Origin of the sequence: Clostridium sp. MF28, assembly GCF_002969175.1 — a bacterium.
GTDB classification, from domain to species: Bacteria; Bacillota; Clostridia; order Clostridiales; family Clostridiaceae; genus Clostridium; species Clostridium beijerinckii.
This window is the reverse complement of sequence record NZ_CP014331.1, coordinates 4,023,045-4,044,667: the sequence shown is the minus strand read 5'-3', so window position 1 is coordinate 4,044,667 and position 21,623 is coordinate 4,023,045. Positions and strand designations below refer to the sequence as shown.

The 21,623-nt window shown below is 30.3% G+C and carries 20 protein-coding genes and 1 riboswitch; of the genes, 1 reads left to right on the top strand and 19 read right to left on the bottom strand.

What is annotated here, in order from left to right:
• Nucleotides 1-98 precede the first annotated feature (98 nt).
• From AXY43_RS17835 to AXY43_RS17775, 13 genes are all read right to left on the bottom strand, one after another.
• Nucleotides 99-932, bottom strand: coding sequence for a deoxyribonuclease IV (locus AXY43_RS17835; RefSeq protein ID WP_105411900.1), 834 nt, complete (start codon nt 930-932; stop codon nt 99-101).
• A 393-nt stretch (nt 933-1,325) separates the two neighbouring features.
• The gene (locus AXY43_RS17830) at nt 1,326-1,991 is read right to left on the bottom strand and encodes a ribulose-phosphate 3-epimerase (RefSeq protein ID WP_242986178.1); all 666 of its coding nucleotides are present in this window, start codon (nt 1,989-1,991) and stop codon (nt 1,326-1,328) included.
• A gap of 58 nt (nt 1,992-2,049) precedes the next feature.
• On the bottom strand, nt 2,050-3,585 hold the full coding sequence (locus AXY43_RS17825; RefSeq protein ID WP_105411898.1) for a phosphomannomutase/phosphoglucomutase: 1,536 nt from the start codon (nt 3,583-3,585) through the stop codon (nt 2,050-2,052).
• A gap of 133 nt (nt 3,586-3,718) precedes the next feature.
• A complete protein-coding gene (gene araD / locus AXY43_RS17820; protein ID WP_105411897.1) occupies nt 3,719-4,408 on the bottom strand; it encodes an L-ribulose-5-phosphate 4-epimerase in 690 nt (229 codons plus the stop codon).
• Nucleotides 4,409-4,434: 26 nt separating this feature from the next.
• A complete protein-coding gene (rpiB, locus tag AXY43_RS17815; protein ID WP_105411896.1) occupies nt 4,435-4,878 on the bottom strand; it encodes a ribose 5-phosphate isomerase B in 444 nt (147 codons plus the stop codon).
• 31 nt (nt 4,879-4,909) lie between these two features.
• On the bottom strand, nt 4,910-5,569 hold the full coding sequence (rpe, locus tag AXY43_RS17810) for a ribulose-phosphate 3-epimerase (protein WP_077830859.1): 660 nt from the start codon (nt 5,567-5,569) through the stop codon (nt 4,910-4,912).
• A gap of 15 nt (nt 5,570-5,584) precedes the next feature.
• Nucleotides 5,585-6,502 (bottom strand): transketolase family protein, encoded by a 918-nt coding sequence (locus tag AXY43_RS17805; protein ID WP_011967895.1) that lies wholly within the window; start codon nt 6,500-6,502, stop codon nt 5,585-5,587.
• Nucleotides 6,502-7,320 carry a transketolase gene (locus AXY43_RS17800; RefSeq protein ID WP_105411895.1) on the bottom strand — a complete coding sequence of 273 codons (819 nt, stop codon included), beginning with the start codon at nt 7,318-7,320 and terminating at the stop codon, nt 6,502-6,504. Before AXY43_RS17800 ends, AXY43_RS17805 begins: the two co-directional genes overlap by 1 nt.
• Before the next feature lie 13 nt (nt 7,321-7,333).
• Nucleotides 7,334-8,401, bottom strand: a complete 1,068-nt coding sequence (locus AXY43_RS17795; protein WP_034850487.1) for a galactitol-1-phosphate 5-dehydrogenase — start codon at nt 8,399-8,401, stop codon at nt 7,334-7,336.
• Between the two features lie 385 nt (nt 8,402-8,786).
• Nucleotides 8,787-10,205 carry a PTS galactitol transporter subunit IIC gene (locus AXY43_RS17790; RefSeq protein WP_077830856.1) on the bottom strand — a complete coding sequence of 473 codons (1,419 nt, stop codon included), beginning with the start codon at nt 10,203-10,205 and terminating at the stop codon, nt 8,787-8,789.
• Between the two features lie 31 nt (nt 10,206-10,236).
• Nucleotides 10,237-10,539: a PTS sugar transporter subunit IIB gene (locus AXY43_RS17785; protein ID WP_011967891.1), complete on the bottom strand. Its 303-nt coding sequence runs from the start codon at nt 10,537-10,539 to the stop codon at nt 10,237-10,239.
• A 58-nt stretch (nt 10,540-10,597) separates the two neighbouring features.
• Nucleotides 10,598-11,044 (bottom strand): PTS sugar transporter subunit IIA, encoded by a 447-nt coding sequence (locus AXY43_RS17780; RefSeq protein WP_023973698.1) that lies wholly within the window; start codon nt 11,042-11,044, stop codon nt 10,598-10,600.
• 18 nt (nt 11,045-11,062) lie between these two features.
• Entirely contained in the window at nt 11,063-13,945 is a 2,883-nt protein-coding gene (locus tag AXY43_RS17775; protein ID WP_105411894.1) for a sigma 54-interacting transcriptional regulator, read from the bottom strand.
• A 303-nt stretch (nt 13,946-14,248) separates the two neighbouring features.
• On the opposite strand from AXY43_RS17775, the gene AXY43_RS17770 reads away from it, so the two are divergent.
• On the top strand, nt 14,249-14,656 hold the full coding sequence (locus AXY43_RS17770; RefSeq protein WP_011967888.1) for a DUF3284 domain-containing protein: 408 nt from the start codon (nt 14,249-14,251) through the stop codon (nt 14,654-14,656).
• A 377-nt stretch (nt 14,657-15,033) separates the two neighbouring features.
• Here the strand turns inward: AXY43_RS17770 and AXY43_RS17765 are convergent, their stop codons facing one another.
• The 6 genes from AXY43_RS17765 to rlmD form a co-directional block, all read right to left on the bottom strand.
• On the bottom strand, nt 15,034-15,291 hold the full coding sequence (locus AXY43_RS17765; protein ID WP_011967887.1) for a hypothetical protein: 258 nt from the start codon (nt 15,289-15,291) through the stop codon (nt 15,034-15,036).
• Nucleotides 15,292-15,603: 312 nt separating this feature from the next.
• Nucleotides 15,604-15,969 (bottom strand): response regulator, encoded by a 366-nt coding sequence (locus tag AXY43_RS17760; RefSeq protein WP_011967886.1) that lies wholly within the window; start codon nt 15,967-15,969, stop codon nt 15,604-15,606.
• A 35-nt stretch (nt 15,970-16,004) separates the two neighbouring features.
• Nucleotides 16,005-16,090: riboswitch (cyclic di-GMP riboswitch) on the bottom strand.
• Nucleotides 16,091-16,695: 605 nt separating this feature from the next.
• Entirely contained in the window at nt 16,696-18,075 is a 1,380-nt protein-coding gene (locus AXY43_RS17755; RefSeq protein ID WP_039770307.1) for an MATE family efflux transporter, read from the bottom strand.
• A gap of 253 nt (nt 18,076-18,328) precedes the next feature.
• The gene (locus AXY43_RS17750) at nt 18,329-19,402 is read right to left on the bottom strand and encodes a sensor histidine kinase (protein ID WP_105411893.1); all 1,074 of its coding nucleotides are present in this window, start codon (nt 19,400-19,402) and stop codon (nt 18,329-18,331) included.
• The gene (locus AXY43_RS17745; RefSeq protein ID WP_105412517.1) at nt 19,399-20,076 is read right to left on the bottom strand and encodes a response regulator transcription factor; all 678 of its coding nucleotides are present in this window, start codon (nt 20,074-20,076) and stop codon (nt 19,399-19,401) included. The genes AXY43_RS17750 and AXY43_RS17745 overlap by 4 nt, the downstream gene beginning before the upstream one ends.
• Before the next feature lie 156 nt (nt 20,077-20,232).
• Entirely contained in the window at nt 20,233-21,588 is a 1,356-nt protein-coding gene (gene rlmD, locus AXY43_RS17740) for a 23S rRNA (uracil(1939)-C(5))-methyltransferase RlmD (RefSeq protein WP_105411892.1), read from the bottom strand.
• Nucleotides 21,589-21,623 lie beyond the last annotated feature (35 nt).

Genomic DNA, 21,623 nt, shown 5'->3' with positions numbered 1-21,623 from the left:
TAGAAGTAATATTGCTATATTATTATTTTTTATTCATTATGCAATTTGATTAGTAAAATTACGCTATACACAGCATATAATTTTATCAATAAATATTTTTAATTTTGATATATACTCTTTAATAATTCTATCTCCCTTGCATATCCGTCAAGCTCATTTGGTGTCTCAAGGAAAAATGGTAAATTGCATAACATTGGATGATTAATAATATTCTTAATTCCCTCTAATCCAATAGAACCTTCTCCTATTTTTTGATGCCTGTCTTTATGACTTCCAAATGGATTCATACTATCATTTAAATGTATTGCACATAATTTATCTAAGCCAATTATCTTATCAAATTGTTCTACTACTTCATCTAAATTATTAACAATATCATACCCTGCATCATAAACATGACACGTATCAAGACAAACACCTACTTTATGTGATAATTCTACATTATTTAAAATCTCTTTTAATTCATCAAATGTGCGTCCAATTTCTGTGCCCTTTCCTGCCATTGTTTCGAGCAATACAGTAGTTGTTTGTTCCGGCTTAAGAACTGTATTTAGCATATCTGAAATATATTTAATTCCAATCTCCACACCCTGCTTAACATGACTGCCTGGATGAAAATTATAAAGATTATTAGGAATATACTCCATCCTTTCTAAATCATCCTTCATTATCTCTACTGCAAAATTTCTTGTGTTCTCATCTGCAGAGCAAGCATTTAATGTATATGGTGCATGGCCTAATATTTTAGAGAAATTATTTTCTTCTGCTAACTTTAAAAATTCTTTTATATCTGTTTCATCTATAGTCTTTGCTTTACTACCTCTTGGATTTCTAGTAAAAAATTGAAATGTATTTCCGCCTATACTAATAGCCTCTTCTCCCATATTCTTGAATCCTTTTGAAGCCGATAAATGGCAACCTATCTTTAACATTGTATTTCCTCCCCGTATCTTATGTAATGCAATATATCTTCATAATATTATTTTAATTACTACATGTACTTTTGCCTATATAATATTTTTATATTCCTTCAAATTTAAATATTATAATCTCTCTTTAATATAAATTTTTCTCTTTACACCCCGTAAATATATATTACACTCAATTTTCTAAATTACAATCTTATTTTAACGCTTAGCTTACTATAGGCCTAATTGTAAATTTATTATATCAACATATATAAATATCTTTATGAAAAAAAAGACTGCTACAAAAATTTCTCTGTAGCAGTTTTAATAAAAATTTAAAATTGTGAAAGCATGATTATACTATTTAATATTCTTGTATGTGATTATTGGTTTATACTTAAATACTGGCGAAAATTATTATTTAATTTCTTTTATTTCATTTATCTTAGATTTATAATCCTCTATTTTATTGTTAAATAATGCAGATGTACCTAAAACATAAACATCTATTTGTTTATGTTTTAATTCCTTAACTGTCTCTTTATTTATGCATCCATCAACTTCTATTAATGGTCTATTACTAAGTGTTGATAAATATTTATTTAATTCATCTAACTTATCAAGAACTTTATAATTAAACTTTTGTCCTGAAAAACCAGGATTAACAGTCATAACAAGAATCATATCTATATCCTGTAAATATGGTTTTACGCTTTCTAATGACGTTTCTGGACTTATAGCAATTGATGCTTTTATTCCTCTTGATTTAATCTTCTTTATATCTATTTCTACATCTTTACTTGCTTCAATATGAAATGATATATATTCTGGATTTAGATAGCTATACATATCTATATATTTCAGTGTGTCTACAGTTGCCAAGTGTATGTCTAGAGGAATATTGGTAACACTTTTTATTTGTTCCAATACATAAGGTCCCATAGCTAAATTGTTAACAAGAACTCCATCCATTACATCGCAATGTAATAAATCAACCTTTGCATCTTCTAATTTTTTTAGTTCACTATGAAGTTCTAATTGATTCGCGCACATTATTGAGGCTGCTATCTTCAATACAATCACTCCAATCAAAAATCATTTAAGGCATATGAGAGAAAATAACAAGTCCAAAATGCCCTTATTATTTTTTTAATTGTACTTCAAATATATTGCTAAAGTTATCTAAGTTCAAATCTTCATATTTTCTTAAAAATGGCATTAATCTTTCTAATATCATGTTAATAGAGTTTTCCGAATCCGATTCTATATTTAGTGGCAGTACAGGCTCGTGCAGCGATAATCTTAACAATAGCCAGCCATCTCCATTTTCTTTATCGCAATTTATCTTTATTCCTTCATAATTTTTAGGTTCAATGGTCCATCCATTCACATGATCTGCATATTTCTTCAAGCCTTCTATTATCATTTCTCCATATGATTTAAAATCTTCCCTCTTTATGTTTATTCTCATATCCATACTTTCCTTAGGATATTTCAAATTTTCTATAAGGCTTGATATTTCTTTTCCTTCATCTTTTAACTTAGCCATCTTAATTAGTATTTTGGCTATTAAATATGCCCCATCATCTAAAAAGTAATTTTCTTTTAAAGATGCGTGTCCTGATGTTTCTATTGCCAAACAGCTTAATTTTCCTTCTTTATTTAACCTTTTAGATTCATTTATTACATTCTTATATCCTCTTTTAAATCTATGATGGATACCACCTAAACTAGTTATAAAATCTGAAAGTCCAGTAGAGGTTACTGAATCTGTAACGATAATTGAATTTGGATTTTCCTCTAGCACTATTGAAGATATCAATGCTATAAGTGCATTTTTATTTATTTCTTTTCCATCACTACTAACTATAGCCGCTCTGTCTACATCTGTATCAAAAATTATTCCTAAATCAGCTTTATTATTAAGTACTGCTTCTTTTATAGAATTCATAGCTTCTTCATTTTCTGGATTAGGAATATGGTTAGGAAAATTTCCATCCGGTTCTGTAAATTGACTTCCCTCAACACTCGCACCTAATTTCTCTAGAACTTTATATGCAAAAAAACCACCTGCTCCGTTTCCTGCATCTACAATTATTTTGGTTCCCTCTAAAGGTCTCTCATAATTTGTTTTTGAATTTACATTCTTTCGTATCTTATCAACTAAGATGTTTGAATAAACATCTATAAAATAGATTGTTTCAACTAATCCTTTAGTAATACAGTTCCTTTTTTCTGAATTAGAACATTCAATTATGTCTTCAATATCTTCTTTTTCACATCCACCTTCTTTAGTGAAAAACTTCAATCCATTATAATAATACGGAAGATGACTTGCTGTTATCATTACAGCTCCATCACATGAATAATTCTCTAATATAGTTGTCATAAACATTGCAGGAGTTGTACATATTCCACAATCATAAACATTGCAACCAGAATCAACTAAAGCTTCTATTAATGATTTCTTCAATTCTGGTCCAGATAACCTTGAATCCATGCCAACTGCTATTTTTATATTTTTATTACTGAGTCCTTTAGTTTTTTTAAGCCACTCTACAAAACCAAACCCGACATTATTGACTAAATTAGGCGTAAGATTTTTAGTTCCTTCATGTTCTATAGCTATTCCCCTTATATCCGTTCCGCTTTGTAGTCTTTTAAGTTCTTGCAGCATAATAAACCCTCCCCATTTTTGTCCATGCATAATTTCCCCGCAAAAAAGGATACTTCTTTAATTCCATATATCTATAACCTAGATAAAAAGATAGGAAAATAAGCATATTCTCCTATCTTGCTTTTAAAGGAAGTTACTTGCTTTGTCCATAGTAAGCATTTTTACCATGTTTTCTTAAAAAGTGCTTATTCATAAGCATCTTGTCCATAATATTGCCTGGACTCAACAATTCAGTGAAATATGCCATCTTCGCAACTTCTTCCATGACTACGGCATTATGAACAGCTTCTTCTGCATTTTTTCCCCATGCAAATGGACCATGATCATTTACAACTACACCTGGACAGTGTAACGGATTGTTTCCTGTTATTTCTTCAATTATAACTGTTCCTGTTTCCTTTTCATAAGCTCTACTTATTTCTTCCTTAGTCATTTTCCTTGTGCATGGTATACTTCCATAAAAATAATCTGCGTGTGTTGTTCCACAAGCTGGTATAGCTCTTCCTATTTGCGCCCATATAGTAGCCCAAGTTGAATGTGTATGAACAATTCCACCTATTTCATCAAACTCTTTATATAGTTCTAAATGTGTTGGTGTATCTGATGAAGGCTTTAAACTACCTTCAACTACGTTTCCTTCTAAGTCTACAACTACTAAATCTTCTAAAGTCATATTATCATACTCAACGCCACTTGGTTTTATTACCACTAATCCAGTACTTCTATCAATCCCACTAACATTTCCCCATGTATAAGTTATAAGTTTCTTTGCTGGTAATTCTAAATTTGCCTTTAAAACTTGTTTCTTTAATTCTTCTAACATTAATAATCACTCTCCTAATTAATATATTATTTAAATTTTTCTTCTATTTCTTTTATTTGATTAAGTCTATTAACATGATGCTTACCTATAAACTCTGTGGATAACCAAATATCTACTATCATTAAAGCTAATTCTTCGCCAATTACTCTTCCACCTAAACAAAGTACATTAGAATCATTATGCTCTCTGGTAGCTTTCGCAGTAAAACAATCTCCAACTAATGCTGCTCTTACACCTTTTATTTTGTTTGCTACGATAGACATACCAACACCAGTTCCACAACAAAGTATTCCCTTTTCACAATCTCCTATAGATACCCTATTTGCTACATCCATAGCTATTTGAGGATAATCTATACTATCTTCTGAAAATGTGCCAACATCGATATATTCTATCGAGTTTTTATCTAAATATCCCTTAATAAGTTCTTTTAATTTATATCCTCCATGATCTGCTCCTATTGCTATCATGTATTTCAGCTCCTTCATTTTATAAGCTTAGTTAAAGTATTGCTTCCCTAAATCTTTTTATTGTTGAATCAATATCCTCTTCTCTAAATATTGCCGATCCAACTACTATATTAGTTGCTCCATTTTCAACAACTTTACCTATGTTCTCTAAATTTATTCCTCCATCAACTTGAAGTTCGCATTCTATATTTTCGCTTTTTATGAAATTGCTTACTTCATGAATCTTTTCCATCATAGGTTCAATGAAGCTTTGTCCTCCAAATCCTGGTTCTACAGTCATTATTAATATTTTATTTACCATATGACTTATATGTTTCAATGTATTTATTGGTGTTGCCGGATTTAATGCTACCCCAACTTTTATCCCAAAACTCTTAATTATATACATTAAGTTATATATATGTGGAGAAGATTCCTGATGTATTGTTATTGTATTCGCACCAGCTTCAACCAACGCATCAATGAATATCTCTGGATTTGTTACCATTAGGTGTACATCTAATTCTATATCACACGCAATTTGTTTAATCATCTTAATTTGATCTATTCCAAAAGCAATATTAGGTACAAAATGTCCATCCATTATATCTATGTGTAATTCTTTAATCCCCTGCTTTTTAAGTTTTACTATAGTTTCTTCGAGTTTTAAAAAATTTGCTCCTAATATTGAAGGTGATAATTTAACTTCCATACTATATCCCTGCCTTTAAATTGATTTTACTGTTTCAACTATATGTTCTGCTGTTAAATTATATTTTTCTAATAAAACTTCGGCGTTACCTGATCTTCCAAACTCATCATTTATACCAATTCTCTTTATTTTTACTGGGTACTCTTCAATTAAAGCTTCTGCAACAGTTGAACCTAAGCCTCCAATTATGCTATGTTCTTCTACTGTTACGATTTTACCAACTCTTTTTGCAACCTCAACAATTAAGCTACTATCAAATGGCTTTATAGTTGAAATATTAACAACCGTTGCATTAATACCTTGTTCACTTAATATTTGAGCCGCATCCAAAGCTTTTGCTACCATTATTCCAGTTGCAATTATAGCCACATCATCACCATTTCTTAATACTTCACCTTTTCCAATATTAAATTCATAATCTTCAGTGTGTATTTCTGGAGTTGCTGCTCTTCCTAATCTTATATATACTGGTCCATTGTATTCTTTCGCTGCAAATATTGCTTTTTTTGCTTCGATAACATCTGCTGGACTTAATACAACCATATTAGGGATACTTCTCATTAAAGATATGTCCTCTATTGCTTGATGACTTCCACCATCTTCACCAACAGTTATACCTGCATGAGTTGCCACTATCTTAACATTTAATTTAGGATATGCTACTGAATTTCTTATCTGTTCAAATGCTCTTCCTGCTGCAAACATAGCAAACGTACTTGCAAATGGTATTTTTCCACATGTAGCAAGACCTGCCGCAGTTCCAATCATATCTCCTTCAGATATTCCCATATCAAAATATCTTTCTGGTGCAATTTTCTTAAACTCAATGCTTTTAGTTGCTTTTCCTAAATCTGCTTCTAATACAACAACATTATTATCTAATGCTAGCTCCTTTAATGCTTGTCCATACGCTTCTCTTGTTGCTACTCCCATTATTTTTCCCCTCCTTCTAATTCAGCTAGTGCCTTTTCAGTTTCTTCTTTATTTGGTGCCGATCCATGCCAATTAACGTTATTTTCCATAAACGAAACGCCTTTGCCTTTAACTGTCTTACAAATTATAATTGTTGGTTTACCTTTTGTAGCCTTAGCATCATCTATAGCTTTACTTATCTCTTCAAAGCAATGTCCATCTATGGTTACAACATTCCATCCAAATGATTTGAACTTCTCGTCAATCGGACTTATACTCATTATTTCTTCATTAGATCCATCTATCTGCAATCCGTTTAAATCAAGAAAAGCAGTTAAGTTATCAAGTTTATAGTGTGCAGCACTCATTGCAGCTTCCCATATTTGCCCTTCTTGTACTTCCCCATCTCCTAATATTGAATAAACTCTATAACTACTCTTATCCAATTTACCTGCTAATGCCATTCCATTCGCAGCTGATAATCCCTGACCTAGTGATCCCGTAGACATATCTACTCCTATTACTTTCTTCATATCAGGATGCCCTTGCAAATTTGACTCATATTTTCTTAACCCTAAAAGCTCTTCTTTAGGAAAGTATCCTCTTTCTGCTAATGTGCAATACAATGCTGGTGCTGAATGCCCCTTTGATAATACGAATCTATCTCTATTTAGGTCTTTAGGATTTTTAGGATCAATATTCATCTTTTCAAAATATAAAACAGTTAAAATATCTGCAATTGATAATGATCCACCTGGATGACCTGATTTTGCTGCTGATACACTTTTAATTATGTTCATTCTAATGCTATTAGATATTTTCTTTAAATTTTCTTTCATAACTATTCACCACCTATATTTCTACTACTACTTTATTGAAATTAATTTCTCTATTTGCCATCTTCTTTAAATATTCTCCAACCTCTTCAAGTTTTATCTTATGAGAAATCATAGGTTTAAATACAATCTCTCCTTTTCCCATAAAATCAACGGTTGCATGCCAAGCATTCCCTGGATATGGCTGTGTGTAAGAATTCCAAGATCCTTGAATTTTTAATTCTCCTCTTAATATACTTTCTGTTGCTGATTCACTTAATGGTAGTGGTGTATGAGATATTCCTACAAATACCACATTTCCTTTCTTTTTAGAAATAAGTAAGGCTTGTTCTTGAGTAAATTTGCTTCCTGCTGTCTCTATTACCGCATCAGCTCCACCACTTGTAATCTTTTTAATTTCAGCCACGACATCAGATTCCTTCGAATTGACTGAATAATTAGCTCCTAATTTTTTAGCAAGCTCCAATTTTTCATTAAAAATATCTACTGCTATAATTTTAGATGCTCCGAAAACCTTAGCCCATTGTATAGCAAATTGACCTATTGGCCCACATCCTAAAACTACTACACTGTCACCTACCTTAATACCTGCTTTTGCTAGTCCATGGTATGCTATAGTTGCTGGTTCAATTCCGGCAGCAGTTTCAAAATCTAAACTATCTGGTAATTTTAATATATGATCCGCTGGCACTTTGACATATTCAGCTAAAGCTCCATTTACTCTTGTTCCAATAATGTGATAATCAGTACATAATCCATAATCTCCAGATTTACAGTAAATACATTTTCCGCAAGGAACTAAAGGTGCAACTGCAACTCTATCTCCTATTTGAATATTTTTGACATCCGATCCTACCCCACTTATTTCACCTGAGAACTCATGACCTAATATAATCGGATATTTTGCTCCTCCACTAAGTCCACTTACCATACTTCTTGGTAGATCTGAACCACATATACCTACATTTTTAACTTTTACTAGCACTTCATTAGATGAAATTTCTGGTATATCTACAATTTCATATCTAACATCTCCTATTCCATATAATAATGAAGCCTTCATTTTATTTGTCACTATAAACATCCCCTTTCTATCTTTCTGAAAATATATAAAGCAATTTCCGTGCCATACAAAAAAGTAATTTTAATTTCTTTATATGCCTTATATTTAAAGTGTTAAATTGATTTATATTACATTTTATAAAACTCATTACATTATGATAAATTGTAAAATCATATGGTTTTATTGTGACCTATCTTTGTTAAAGCGAATAAGATTTCTTTTCTATTCTTTTTTAAATATAAAAACTATTCAATCAAACTTTTTTAAGTTATACCCTTAAGGAGTACAGCTTCCATAGATTTTACTGAAATATAAATTCCTAAAGAATAAAAAAGTATCCTGATCAGTAGATCAACTATGACTATCTACTAAACAGAATACTTTTCACTTAATTTATTTTTCTATATTAACTTGCCATACTAGGAGTTACCCCATCTTCTCCTATATTTTTTACAGCTTGTCTTTCTAAATAATCAACAATCGCATTTTTATTCTTCTTAAACAATGCCCATAAAGCAATATATACTGCCACCGCAATTGCAATAAACACTGGATTTCCTGTTAAGAATGCAAAGAATACTAATCCCATTAAAGGTTTTCCTAGTATATTAAAGCTTGTAATCATCATAGCACCTGCTGGTATAGCTACACCTACACCAACTGCCATCGATGTGAATAATGGCGCTGTAAATGTACATACATATAACCCTAATCCAAACCATATTATACCTGAAAGTAAAACTTTAAATATATTTCCGTTATATACGGCAACTAAACCTTGAACCATATATGGAAGTGCAAGTAAATCAACTACAGGTAATACTTGATTTCCTGGAAGTATCATTGCTAATACAAGCATAAATGGTATTAATATTAACCCTGATATCAATGTTGCTGGTTCACCATATCCTACTGCATCGTTTACTGCTATAAACCAATCACGATTTCCTTGGTTTTGCATGAATTTCCTTGCTCCATCTGTTATAGGTGAAAATGCTTGTGCAAACATACTAGCAACTTTAGGGAAAATAGCCATAACCGCACTAGTCGCAATACCTAATTTTAATATTTCTCCCCATGCCTCCATAGTTCCTATTCTTGCAACATTACCTAATATACCTATAAACATTCCTAAAAATAATCCTAGCGTCATAGGTTCTCCAAAGAATCCTAATTTCTTTTCTAATTGTTGTGGATTCAGTTTAATCTTATTAAATCCTAATGCGTTATATATTGGATCTATAGCAACTGCAAATATTGATGCTTCTACATTATGCATAGCTATTATTGTACAATTCGGATATCTGTAATAATTTGACCATCTTCTTGCTACTAATTCTGATATTAGTAAGCTGTATAGATTCAATAAAACCATACATGCTATTCCTAAAGGGAAGCTTCCTGTTACCCCTATAACCATAGCTCCCCAAACCATGTATGAGTAATTATTCCACAAATCTGATGGTTGAAAAACATCTGTCCACTTTATTAGAAATAATACAGTCTGCAATAGAATTCCTAATCCAAGATATATCATACCTGCACTTGAAGAGAAAGCAACTAGCGATGTAGCTTGCCATCCTACGTCAAACACTGGACGGTTTACTCCTGTACTTTCAACCATTCTATTAATAACTGGTGTTACTATTGGTGTAAATGAATTCAATATTAGTGAAAAGCCCTGCAAGGCAACACCAGCATATATAGCCGAAAGAAATGATTTATTAGTTGATATTCTGAAAACTTTTGCTATTACAAATATAATAAACGGAACTATTATTGCTGATCCAAATGTGTCAATTATTGATTTAAGAAATGCTAACATATTTAATTCCCCCATTATTAATAATATTTTACTATTTATTTAGTTCGTCTACTGTTTTGAATACGTCTTCAAAAAACTTATCTTCTCCTATTCCTGTAAGACATGCAAATGCATTGATAGTTGGTATCTTATAATCCCCAGGTGGTAGTGGACTTGTGTAAACAATAAAATCAAACCTTCCTGACTGTGCTAAATTTAATGCTTCTGTTGGTCTTGCTTCTGTTGTAGAAGAGCTTATTCCTTTTTCCTTTAATGTTTCTTTAACTTTTCCTGCGACCATAGATGATGTTACTGTACCTGAGCCACAAACTGATAATACGTTGACATTTTTCATAATATATTCCTCCCAAAAATTTATTATATAAACTTAAAATCTTTTATAATTTCAAGTACTATATTCCTATACATTCTAATAATTTTGTTACTTCCTCTGTAGATGATGAACTCTTTATCTGCTTTAATAACTCCACATTTTGAAAAACTGACATTAGTTTGCTTAGCAAAGTTACCTGAGAATCAGGATCGTTTATAGCTAATAAAAATACAACCATTACTTCAACTTTTTTGCTAGGATCTATCATATTTCTAAACTCTACTGGATTCTTTAGAACAGCTAGTGCTACATTAGATTCATTTACATGCTTAGAATCTGTATGCGGGATTGCTACACACATTTCTCCGATATCAAGTCCTGTAGGCAGCGTCTTTTCTCTTTCCAGAACAGCATCTATGTAAGTAGACTTAACATATCCCTTTTCAAACATTCTCTTTCCTAATTCCTGTATGACCTCTTCTTTATTTTTTACTTCTAAATTTAATGCAATTAAATCTGAATTCATTGTTATTCCCCCTATTTGTTATATTTCTTTAAACTTGTTTAAAATTATATTTTTAAATTCCAACTCAGTTAAACTATTCTTCATATTTTCTATGAAAATCTTATCCTCTAAAATTTTTAGTGTGTTTTTTACAATTACCTTATCATTTGCTTTAAAAACTGGCATAAATATTATATTTACATTTCCAACCCCCCAATCAATTGGACTTTTTAACTTGATAAATACAAAGCTTGTCTTGTTTACGTATGAAGACTCTCCATGTGGAACCGCTATTTCTCCCTTTAGATATGTTGGAGCTAAATTTTCCCTATTAACAACAGATGATAAATACTCTTTATCTACACTTCCATTATTTATAAGTATTGAGCAAACATACTCCAATAAATCCTTTTTGAAATATATATCTGGTTCAAATATCAATAAATCTTCATCTATAATCCTTTCATATTTTTTTAGTTCTTCACTTTTATTTACTAATGAATCTATATTTAAATTATTTAAGATTTCTTTATCATATGGTATGAAATTTATTCCCTGTATTTCTGGATCAATAGTTCCTATGACCGCTAATATATTATTATCTTCTTTTAATTTAACTATCTTGTTTGATAATTCTTCATCTAGTGCACTCATTTCATAGAAGTTTACATCACTATATTTATCCATTAAACTCTTACTTATATATTTAGCCATTCCCTCACCAGTTAGACATAATGAAATTATTGCTTTTGGTTTATCTGATACACTTTCCATAAAATATCTATGACCAATCCTATCCTTCATTAAAGAAAAGTATATTTCATCAAGATTCCCTTCTCCTATTGAAATCTTTCTAGCTGCTTCTAATGCGATTATAAGGTCTACCCTATCCATTGTTCTTGATTTTATTCCAGTTCTTTTATTAACTATATCTCCTATATTATTTAATGAACCCATATCTACTAAGAAGAGCACGCCTTTTCCCTGATCTATTATTTTTGATAGTTCAACTACCTTGTTATATATATTGATTGGATTCTCATCTAAAGGCATATCTATTGCTACAGGAAATCTTATTCCTAAAAGTTCCTTAACTACATTAGTTATAGCCGTAGCTATTTTTCCATGAGAAATTATCATTAATCCAACTTTATCTCTTTTATTTTCAGATTTTAGTACTGCTTTTATATACAGTCCTATAAATATAATTTCATCATTAGGTATTTCTATGTCTTTTATTTTTTCAACTCCCATAGCAAATCTTTTAGCTACTTCATATTCATAAGTTGTATCGCTTATAATTTTATCTACATTTATTATCTTTTGTTTTAACCTTATCCTTTTAATGCTTTCCTCTACATGGATAGCTAAGTATTTAAATACATTTTTATTTATTTCTAATGATGGATTCTCTTTAATTAGTTCTTCCATAAAAGTTTCTATAAAATCTAATAAATCTTCACTTACAAAGCTTCTTAAATCATTCATAGAAAATGATTTTTCATAATTAAAAGTAGTTTCTATATTTGTAAAACTATTTTGTATAAATGCCCAGAGAATACTTTCAATATCTGCTTCTTGTATATCTATCTTCTTAAGTTCGTAATATTTTCTTTCAATCTGCCTATATATATCCTCTGGAAACGCGCTTTCACTAACTTCTGTTGATTCTTCTCTTAATTGATTTTCCAACATAAATGGAATAAATATAGAATCCTTTACATATTTTCGTATCTCTGCTCTATTAATATCCTGAAATTTTATATCTTGAAACGAGTCATTTATCTTTAATATTTGATTCATATCTATTATCAATGATTCTTTATTTATATCTTCCTTATTTATGAACGTCATAAAAGCTCTTGCGCATAAAACCTGAATCATATTCTGCAATTGACCAATATTAGCACTAAACTTTTTTAGAGCGAGTATTTCTACTACTTTTTTATCAACAAAAATTTTAGCATCTATTCTATTACACTCTGCTTGAAATTCATTATAGATGATATCAATCTTCTCTCTTATTGATCTTTCATGCAGAGAAGGAATTTTTATTACCATTGGTATCCTTCTTCTAAATGTTAATAGTAAATTAGCTTCTACATTTTCAGTGGTTGCTCCAATCAACATTAAATTAACTTTTCTTTCTGAATTGGCTTCACCCAATCTTCTAAATTTTCCTCTGTCCATAATAGAGAAGAGTATTTCTTGACCTTTTGGAGGTAACCTATGAATCTCGTCTAAAAAAAGTACTCCTCCATTCGCTTCTTCTACTAATCCAGATGCATCTGAATCTGCGCCTGTAAATGCACCTTTTTTATGTCCAAATAAGAGTGATAATAATAATTGTGGATTGTCACCATAATCAGCACAATTGAATACAACAAACGAAGCGTTTTCTTTTATAACCTTCTTTTTCTTTGCAAATTCATACATGCATTCAGAAAATTTACTCTTACCAACTCCACTTTCTCCAACTATTAATGTTGTAAGTCCTCTAGGTGGATATAAAATTGCTGATTTAGCTTGTTCTATAGAATTTTTCAAACTTCCATTACTTCCAATTAAGCAATCAAAAGGATCTGTTACTTCCTCTTTTTCAACTTTAACTTTATTAACTTCAAAATTATCTTTTTCTAATATTTCTTCAACAATTCTTCTTGAAACATCAAATCCTTCAGCCAATAGTTCTCTAGTAAGCTCAGATACTGCAATGTCTTTATTTTTTTTCAATATAGTTGATGTTGCCACCTTTAAATATGGATATCGCCTTTGCCTAGAGTTTGCTATGTTTAATTCTTTTCTTAAATTGGTTATTGATTCTCTAGCTACACCCAAGAATTTAGCCATTTGAACATCAGTCAGTGGATTTTTTTTATTTTCGGTATTAATGATGTTTATAAGTTTGTTTTCTAAATCCATAATAATATCTCCTCTCGCAAATTAAATATAGCAACTTCCATGCCATACTTAATTCTTTTTTGTAATTTTATCCTAAGCATTGTATTTACTAGCATTTATTAAACCCTTTACATTTTAATCAAATATACATTTTGTATAGTAAGTAATTAACAAAATGTATATTTAGAATTAATGATATAGAAGTTATTATAATTTTACTATAATATCACTTAACTATATAATTTTGATCTAATGTTAACTTGAAAATTGAATTTTATAGTATATAATTGGTATTATAATTTAGTTGCATAGGGGGTATTCAATTTGAAAACATTTACTACCGAATCTATAATTAATCACTCTTGTAAGAAAATATTTAATACTTTTGTAAAATCTGCAAAGGCAAACTTTCCTGACTTTAAAGAAAAAAGAGCTGTTGGAACCTATTCTAAGCAAAAGAAGAATAAAAGATTTAGGGTTGAAATAACTGCATTTGAAAGAGATAAAATCTACGAAATAACTGCTAGAAATAGAAGAGAATCCTTTATAACTAGATATCAACTTATTCCTATTTCTGAAAATGAGACTAAACTCATTTTTACTGAGATAGAAAGTGATAGAAACATATTTGGAAAAATAAATTCTGCATTAACTTCTTTACTTTTAGGTAAACGTCAACCTGATGAATTTAATACTTTTATAAAGAACTTAGAAAAATCATTAGCTTCCTAATCAACATATTTTAATCTTTCATATAGAAAGCATTGTCATTAATAAATTGTTTCTAATAAAAACTACTTTAACTTTTAATGACAATGCTTTTTATAATTCATATATTCTCCACTTTTATACTAAGTGAATTAGGAATAAAAAAACTTTATTAAGCTGCAGTATCTATTTACAAATTATCAGTGTGCCTAAAATACACATAAAAATAAGATAGGACTAGTTTTATCACATAGCCTATCTCGAAAACTTGTTGATATTGTAATATCTATTTTATATATTTATTTACTAATCTAATCTCCAGTTTTTACTTAGAAATTGCTTTTCTATACATTATAGATATAAATTTATTTCCGCTTTTATTTATTCATGTATTTGAATTATTATATTTCTTCTATTGCCAACAGTCTAGGGTTACTCCCCTCTTGTATTTTAATATATACTTTTGCCATCTTCATTTGTAAATCTTTTATTACTGTTTTTACTCTACATATAAAATAATAATCTTCAATTCCATTTGTAATTACTGCAACCGGATTGAACTTCCATCCCTTTATGCCATCTAGTGCTTTTCTAAGCATTTGTTTGTCTTCTATTGTAATTTTATCTTTAATTTTTAATTCTTCAATTTCTCTTAACATAAATATCAAACTCCCTTCCTATGAATATACTATTATTTTTTCTTGTCAGTTCTTTGTCAAACATCTTAATCATTTCTTAATATATTGTTAAAAAAAAATAACTAATAAATTAATAGTATTAAACGATATAAATCTGTCCCAATAAACTCAAAATATTAGGCAGCATGTGAGCTAATTTAACCGAAAAAAACTAGTATGCTCTATACTAGTTTTTTCAAATCTTTTGCATTACATAATAAAAAATCACACTCTTATTTATAAACAATGTGATACGTTAGCGTGATATTTACCTTAAATATGTACATTGGGAAATCAGTTTTCCAAAACTCTTCTGACTGATTGTATTAATCTTTCATTTCTAAATGGTTTAACAATGAAATCTTTGGCTCCAGTTTTTATGGCTTTAATAACAATATCGCCTTGTCCCATTGCAGAACATATAATCACCTTCGCATTAGGATTAATCTCCATAATTGATGATAGTGCACTAATTCCATCCATTACAGGCATTGTAATATCCATTAGTATTAAATCAGGATTTAATTGCTTATATTTTTCAATCAACACTTCTCCATTTTCTGCCTCATCAACTACTTGATATCCTTCTTTTTCTAAGGAATTCTTTAAAGTAACTCTCATAAATCTAGCATCATCACAAATTAAAATTTTGTCATTCATTTCATTTTCCTCCTATTCATTTCAAATAGGCAAAGACTTGCAACTGGCTGCCATCCTTTCAAAAGGAAAAGGCCCTCTAGCTTTGCGTCACAGTTTTTCAACTGCTTTGCCAATTTAATATTAAATTTAACATTAAATATATCGTACTTTTAAATAAAAACTTTATTTTGCTTATCTAACGTTTATTGTTAATGTAGTATTGTTAAACTTCCATAGATTATTATCCTAATTAGCATTTATCTACTTTTTATACAATTATTATCGTTACATTTCACTAAGTTTTAAACTTTTCATAATAATTCTTTTTCTTAATATACTCAGCAATAAGCTATATTTTTCACTCCTTAATTGAAGTGCGAAGAATTATCTATTACTATTTAGAATTATTTGATGTTAGCCTTCATATAATTAAAAGAAACCTCTTGAATGTTATTTGTTTCTCATTTAGTTACTCTCCATTCATAATCTTTTTTTATTTTAACCTATTCACTAGCCCCTTCACTTTAGGGGCTATTTTATTTTAAGATAAAGTAATACTTATCTATATCAAAATATGTAAAAAACTAAATCCTCTAACTATATGAATCTACAGTCAGAGGATTTTTAATTAATTATATTCAGAAAAGTCCCTTTAGTACTTAATAAAGCATACTTTCATAACCACTATCTGAATTCTAAATCCACCATTCCACTCATCTTCGCTTAGGCTAAAAAGTTATGTTTAATTTAACTTATCTGTTTATTCATAGAAATTTCTAGTAAACTTTTTCGTCTAATTCCAAGCCATAAGGCAATTCCTATGAGACATGAGAGTCCTTCTGTAGCTGTCATAGCCCAAATAACACCATTAACAGCAAATAGCAAGTTTCCTACAATCAGAATAGGTACAAATAAAACACCCCTCACCGCGGCCATAATATTTGATTTCACACCATCACCTTGAGCTTGAAAAATTCCAGTAAAAAATTCACATAGGGCAGCAAAAACAGTTGAGGAAAGTTGAGCTATAAGGGTTATTTGACCAATGGCAATAACATTAGGATCAATACTGAAGATGCCAATAATCTGTAACCTGAGTGCAAATAGAACTGCTCCTAAAGTTAATGTTAAACCAAGCATATACAATATAGTTTTCTTAACAATTTCCATGAGACGCTTTTGGTTATTTGCAGAGTAAGCAAATGCAATTAGTGGTACAACTCCCATTGCAAAGCCCATACCAATACAATCTACAATTTGGACAACTCTTTGTGCGATTCCAAATCCCGCCACAACACTATCTCCATAAATCATAGAATAATTATTGAATAGCAGGCTTATGATAACAAAAAATCCACTCATTAATAAAGCTGAAACTCCAACCTTAAAAATCTCACCATAAATTTCTTTACTTGGTTTAAAGTCCTTAATTGACAAGCTCTGAACAGTACTCTTCTTTTGCAAATAATATATAAAATACAAAACGGAAACTATATTACCACAAACAGAGGCTAGTGCTGATCCCATAACATTCATATTTAGAACGAAAATGAAAAAGGGATTAAGTATTATATTAATAATAATACCTGCTATGGTACCAGTCATAGAAATAGTGGATGCACCCTCTGCACGTACAGCTGCGTCAAGCGCCATATTAACAATGATAATTGGAGCTCCAATAACAAGTACCATAACAAAATTTCTTGTATATTGTAACGTTTCGCCACTTGCTCCTAAAAGCGGCAAAATAGAGGATAAAAAAGGCAGACATATCATCATAAGAATAATACCCATAAGCATTGATGACCAAAAGTTAATAGAACTAACTTTTCGGGTATTGTCTGTATTGCCTTCACCTAAAAGTCTTGATATATATGTTCCAGAACCTACTCCAAACATTTGTCCAATTGCCATTAATACTAATGAAAATGGTAATGCCAGTATCACTGCCGCCATCATTGCAGTATTATTAAGTTTACCAACAAAAAAAGCATCGATGATATTATATACAACTGATGCGATACTACTTAGTATCATAGGAGTAGCCATGTGTATTATTGCTTTTGTAACAGGTGCCTTTTCAAGATAGTAGAGTGATTTTTCATCTATATTTTCTGTGTTTTCCATATAAAAAACTCCTTTCGCATTGTATTTAAGTAATAAAATTTGCCTTAACAATAATATTATTTCTAAAGCCCGTTTGGCTTCTACAAAACATAGTATATGTCTGCAATTTAAACTAAACTTAAATGGAACTTAAACTCAATGTAAACAAAAAATTACAGTCTGTTAATTCAGACTGTAATAATGAACATATTTAGCTTCTATTTGCGCATTATCAAAAAAATAACAAGTCAATCTGCCTGAATATTAGGACTTGTTATTTTCTTTCATATACCTTAGGCAGCCAAATAATAAATTCTGTACCTTTTCCAATTTCACTTGTAAGAGATATTTTCCCTCCATGTAAGTCAATAATCTTTTTTACTATTGAAAGTCCAAGTCCGTTTCCACCCAAAGAACGATTACGAGCTTTATCTGCTTTATAAAACCTCTCGAAAATCCGCGGTTGATCTTCCGATGAAATACCTATACCTGTATCGGAGACTTTACATTCGACCCCGTCTTCATTGTTATATAAGTTAACACCTATATTTCCGTTTTCTGGCGTAAATTTAATAGCATTATTAAGCAAATTTATAAATACCTGACTTAATAAATCTTCATCCCCATATATGATAGTTTCTTCAAGAGAAATATCAAGTATTATATTTTTTGCCGACCACTGTGGTTCTAACATAAGTAAAACACTTTCAATTTGCTTGTTTATTTCATATTTCTTTAAGTTTAAATTATTGTCTTCTGATTCCAAATTAGATAATCTTAATAGATTTTCGCTTAATTTAGATAATCGTTTACTTTCAGTTTCTATTATGCTGGCATAATGTGATATCTGATCCTTATCTAAACTTCCTTTTTTTAACAGAGTAGCAAACCCTGATATAGAAGTTAATGGTGACTGTATTTCATGTGACACATCTGATATAAAATCTTGGCGTAGTTTCTCCAAAGACCCTAGCTCTTTTGCCATTCTGTTGACATTGTCTGCTACCTCATTAAAAGGATCGAGTTCATTTGTTTTAACAAGTACATTGAAATCACCAGAAGCTATCTTATTCATGGCTTCAACAGCTCCGCTTAATATTGGAAAATGTGAAAGATCAAATTTTTTATGTTTATTAGCGAAGCGCCAGTGCATATATATAAGTGCTTTCCAACCTAGAAAATATATCACAACAGAAGTTAAGCTTTGAACAATAAATATTATATGTAGAGGAATGCTTTCTGACTTACCGAAAATAAATATACAAATATAATATCCACTAGTAAGACCAAGTAATGTTATAATAAAAATCAGTATTAGTGAAAAAAAATACCTGTTTCCTTCCCTCACTTCACTTCCTCCACTCTGTAACCAAGACCCCTAATAGTAGCAATTTTGAACCTGTAAATATCAGACTGAAACCTCTCTCTAAGACGATTTATATGAACGTCAAGTGTTCGTTCGTTTCCTTCAAAATCAAAACCCCAAACCTCTTCTATGAGCCTGTCACGGGAAAGGGTTTTACCCGGATAACTTCCAAGCATGAATAAGAGTTCAAATTCCTTCATAGGTATATCGAATTGTTCATTATTACTAATGACTGTATAACTACTTTTATCCATCACTAAATTACCAATATTAATAATCCGCGAAGCAGCTACTTTATAACGCCTCAAAAGAGCTTTTATTCTAACAAGCAACTCATCAATCTCGAATGGTTTTGTTAAATAATCATCTGCACCAAGTTCAAAGCCCTTTACTTTTTGGGAAAGCTCGCTTTTGGCGGTCAACATTAAAATTGGCATATCCTCATAATATCTGCGTGCTTGCTTACAAAATTCATAGCCATCCATTTGAGGCATCATAATATCAAGTACACAAAGATCAATTTTTTCCTCCCCTAGTTTTTCTAATGCATCTCTTCCATTTACAGCTTCGGCTACAGAAAATCCTTCATTTTTTAATACTGTACAAATAAGCTCTCTGATATAATCATCATCATCTATAACTAAAATTTTATTCAAATCCATCACCTTCCTCTTTTGAGTGTAGAATATCAATGCAAATACAATATAAATTGGACTATTTTTCGTTTATTATTTTGATATTAAATTACCACCCATCTAAAACAATGGGTGGTAATTAGCTTTTATATAATATTATGAAACATTGAAATTACTTTATTTTTTAATTAGCCTAACCACAGTTTCAGCGTGAGGTGTATTAGGGAACATATCCTTAACTTTAGTTTTTATAACTTTGTATCCATTTTCCGTAAGCACTCTAATATCATTAACCAATGTCTTTGGATTGCAGGAAACGTATATTATCTCTGGTGCATTAAATTTAATTACATAATCCAAAGCCTTAGGATGGACTCCAGTTCTTGGTGGATCCAATATTATTATATCTGGTTTAACTTTTACTGTTTTTATTATTTCTGCTACATCACCGGCTATAAATTCACAATTATTTAATCCATTTAATTTAGCATTTTCTCTTGCTGCTTCAACTGCTTCTTCAATAAGTTCTATTCCTATTACTTTCTTTGCATTTGGAGCTACTATTTGCCCTATTGTTCCTGTACCACAATAGAGATCGAATACAATTTTTTCTTCACTATCTCCCATAAACTCTTTAACAATAGAATATAGGCTTTCTGCACCTTTTGTATTGGTTTGAAAGAATGAAAATGGAGAAATATTAAATTGTAATCCGAGTAATGTTTCTCTAATATAATCTTTTCCAAATAACACATTTACCTTTTCTGGTATTACTGCATCTGATTTCGAATTATTTTCAGTATGGATTATAGATACTAAATTTCCTTTATAACTTTGTTCTCTTAGCAATTTAACATATTCGCTTAAATCAAAGTCTATCTGAGTAGTAGTAACTAAATTAACTAAAATCTCGCCAGTATTTTGAGCTTTTCTTATCACTAAATGTCTTAAATAGCCTTCAGCTTTCATTATTCTATAATAAGGCAAATCTTTCTCTCTAAAGTAATCAGCAGTCAATCTAATAATTTTTCTATAATCCTCATCAACAAGTTTACATTCATCTACAGTTAATATTCCAAAAGATTTTCCTCTCATATGCATGCCTAATGAAAGTGGCTCTCCCTTGGCTTCATCACCAAATGTAAATTCCATCTTATTTCTATATTCCCATTGGTTAGGGCTTCCTTGAATTCCCAGATACTCTCCTGTGTCAACATTTGTTTCTCTAAATAACTCTTTAACTTCCTCACTTAAAAATTCTAATTGTTTTTCATATGGTATACTTTGTGATGAACATCCTCCACAAACTCCAAAATGAGAACATGGAGTTTCAATCTCATAATCAGCTCGTTCATCTACACTTATTAATTTTAACTCCGCATAATCTTCTTTCTTCCTTTTTACCCTACCTGTAACTGTTTGACCTGGAAAAGCATTCTTAACATATATAATCTTATCTTCTGCATAACCTATTCCCGTCGATGGAAATTGTAACTTTTCTATTTTAACGCTTAAATCGCTTCCTTTTTTCATCATCTACTCCTAAGTACTTATATTTTAAAATTTTA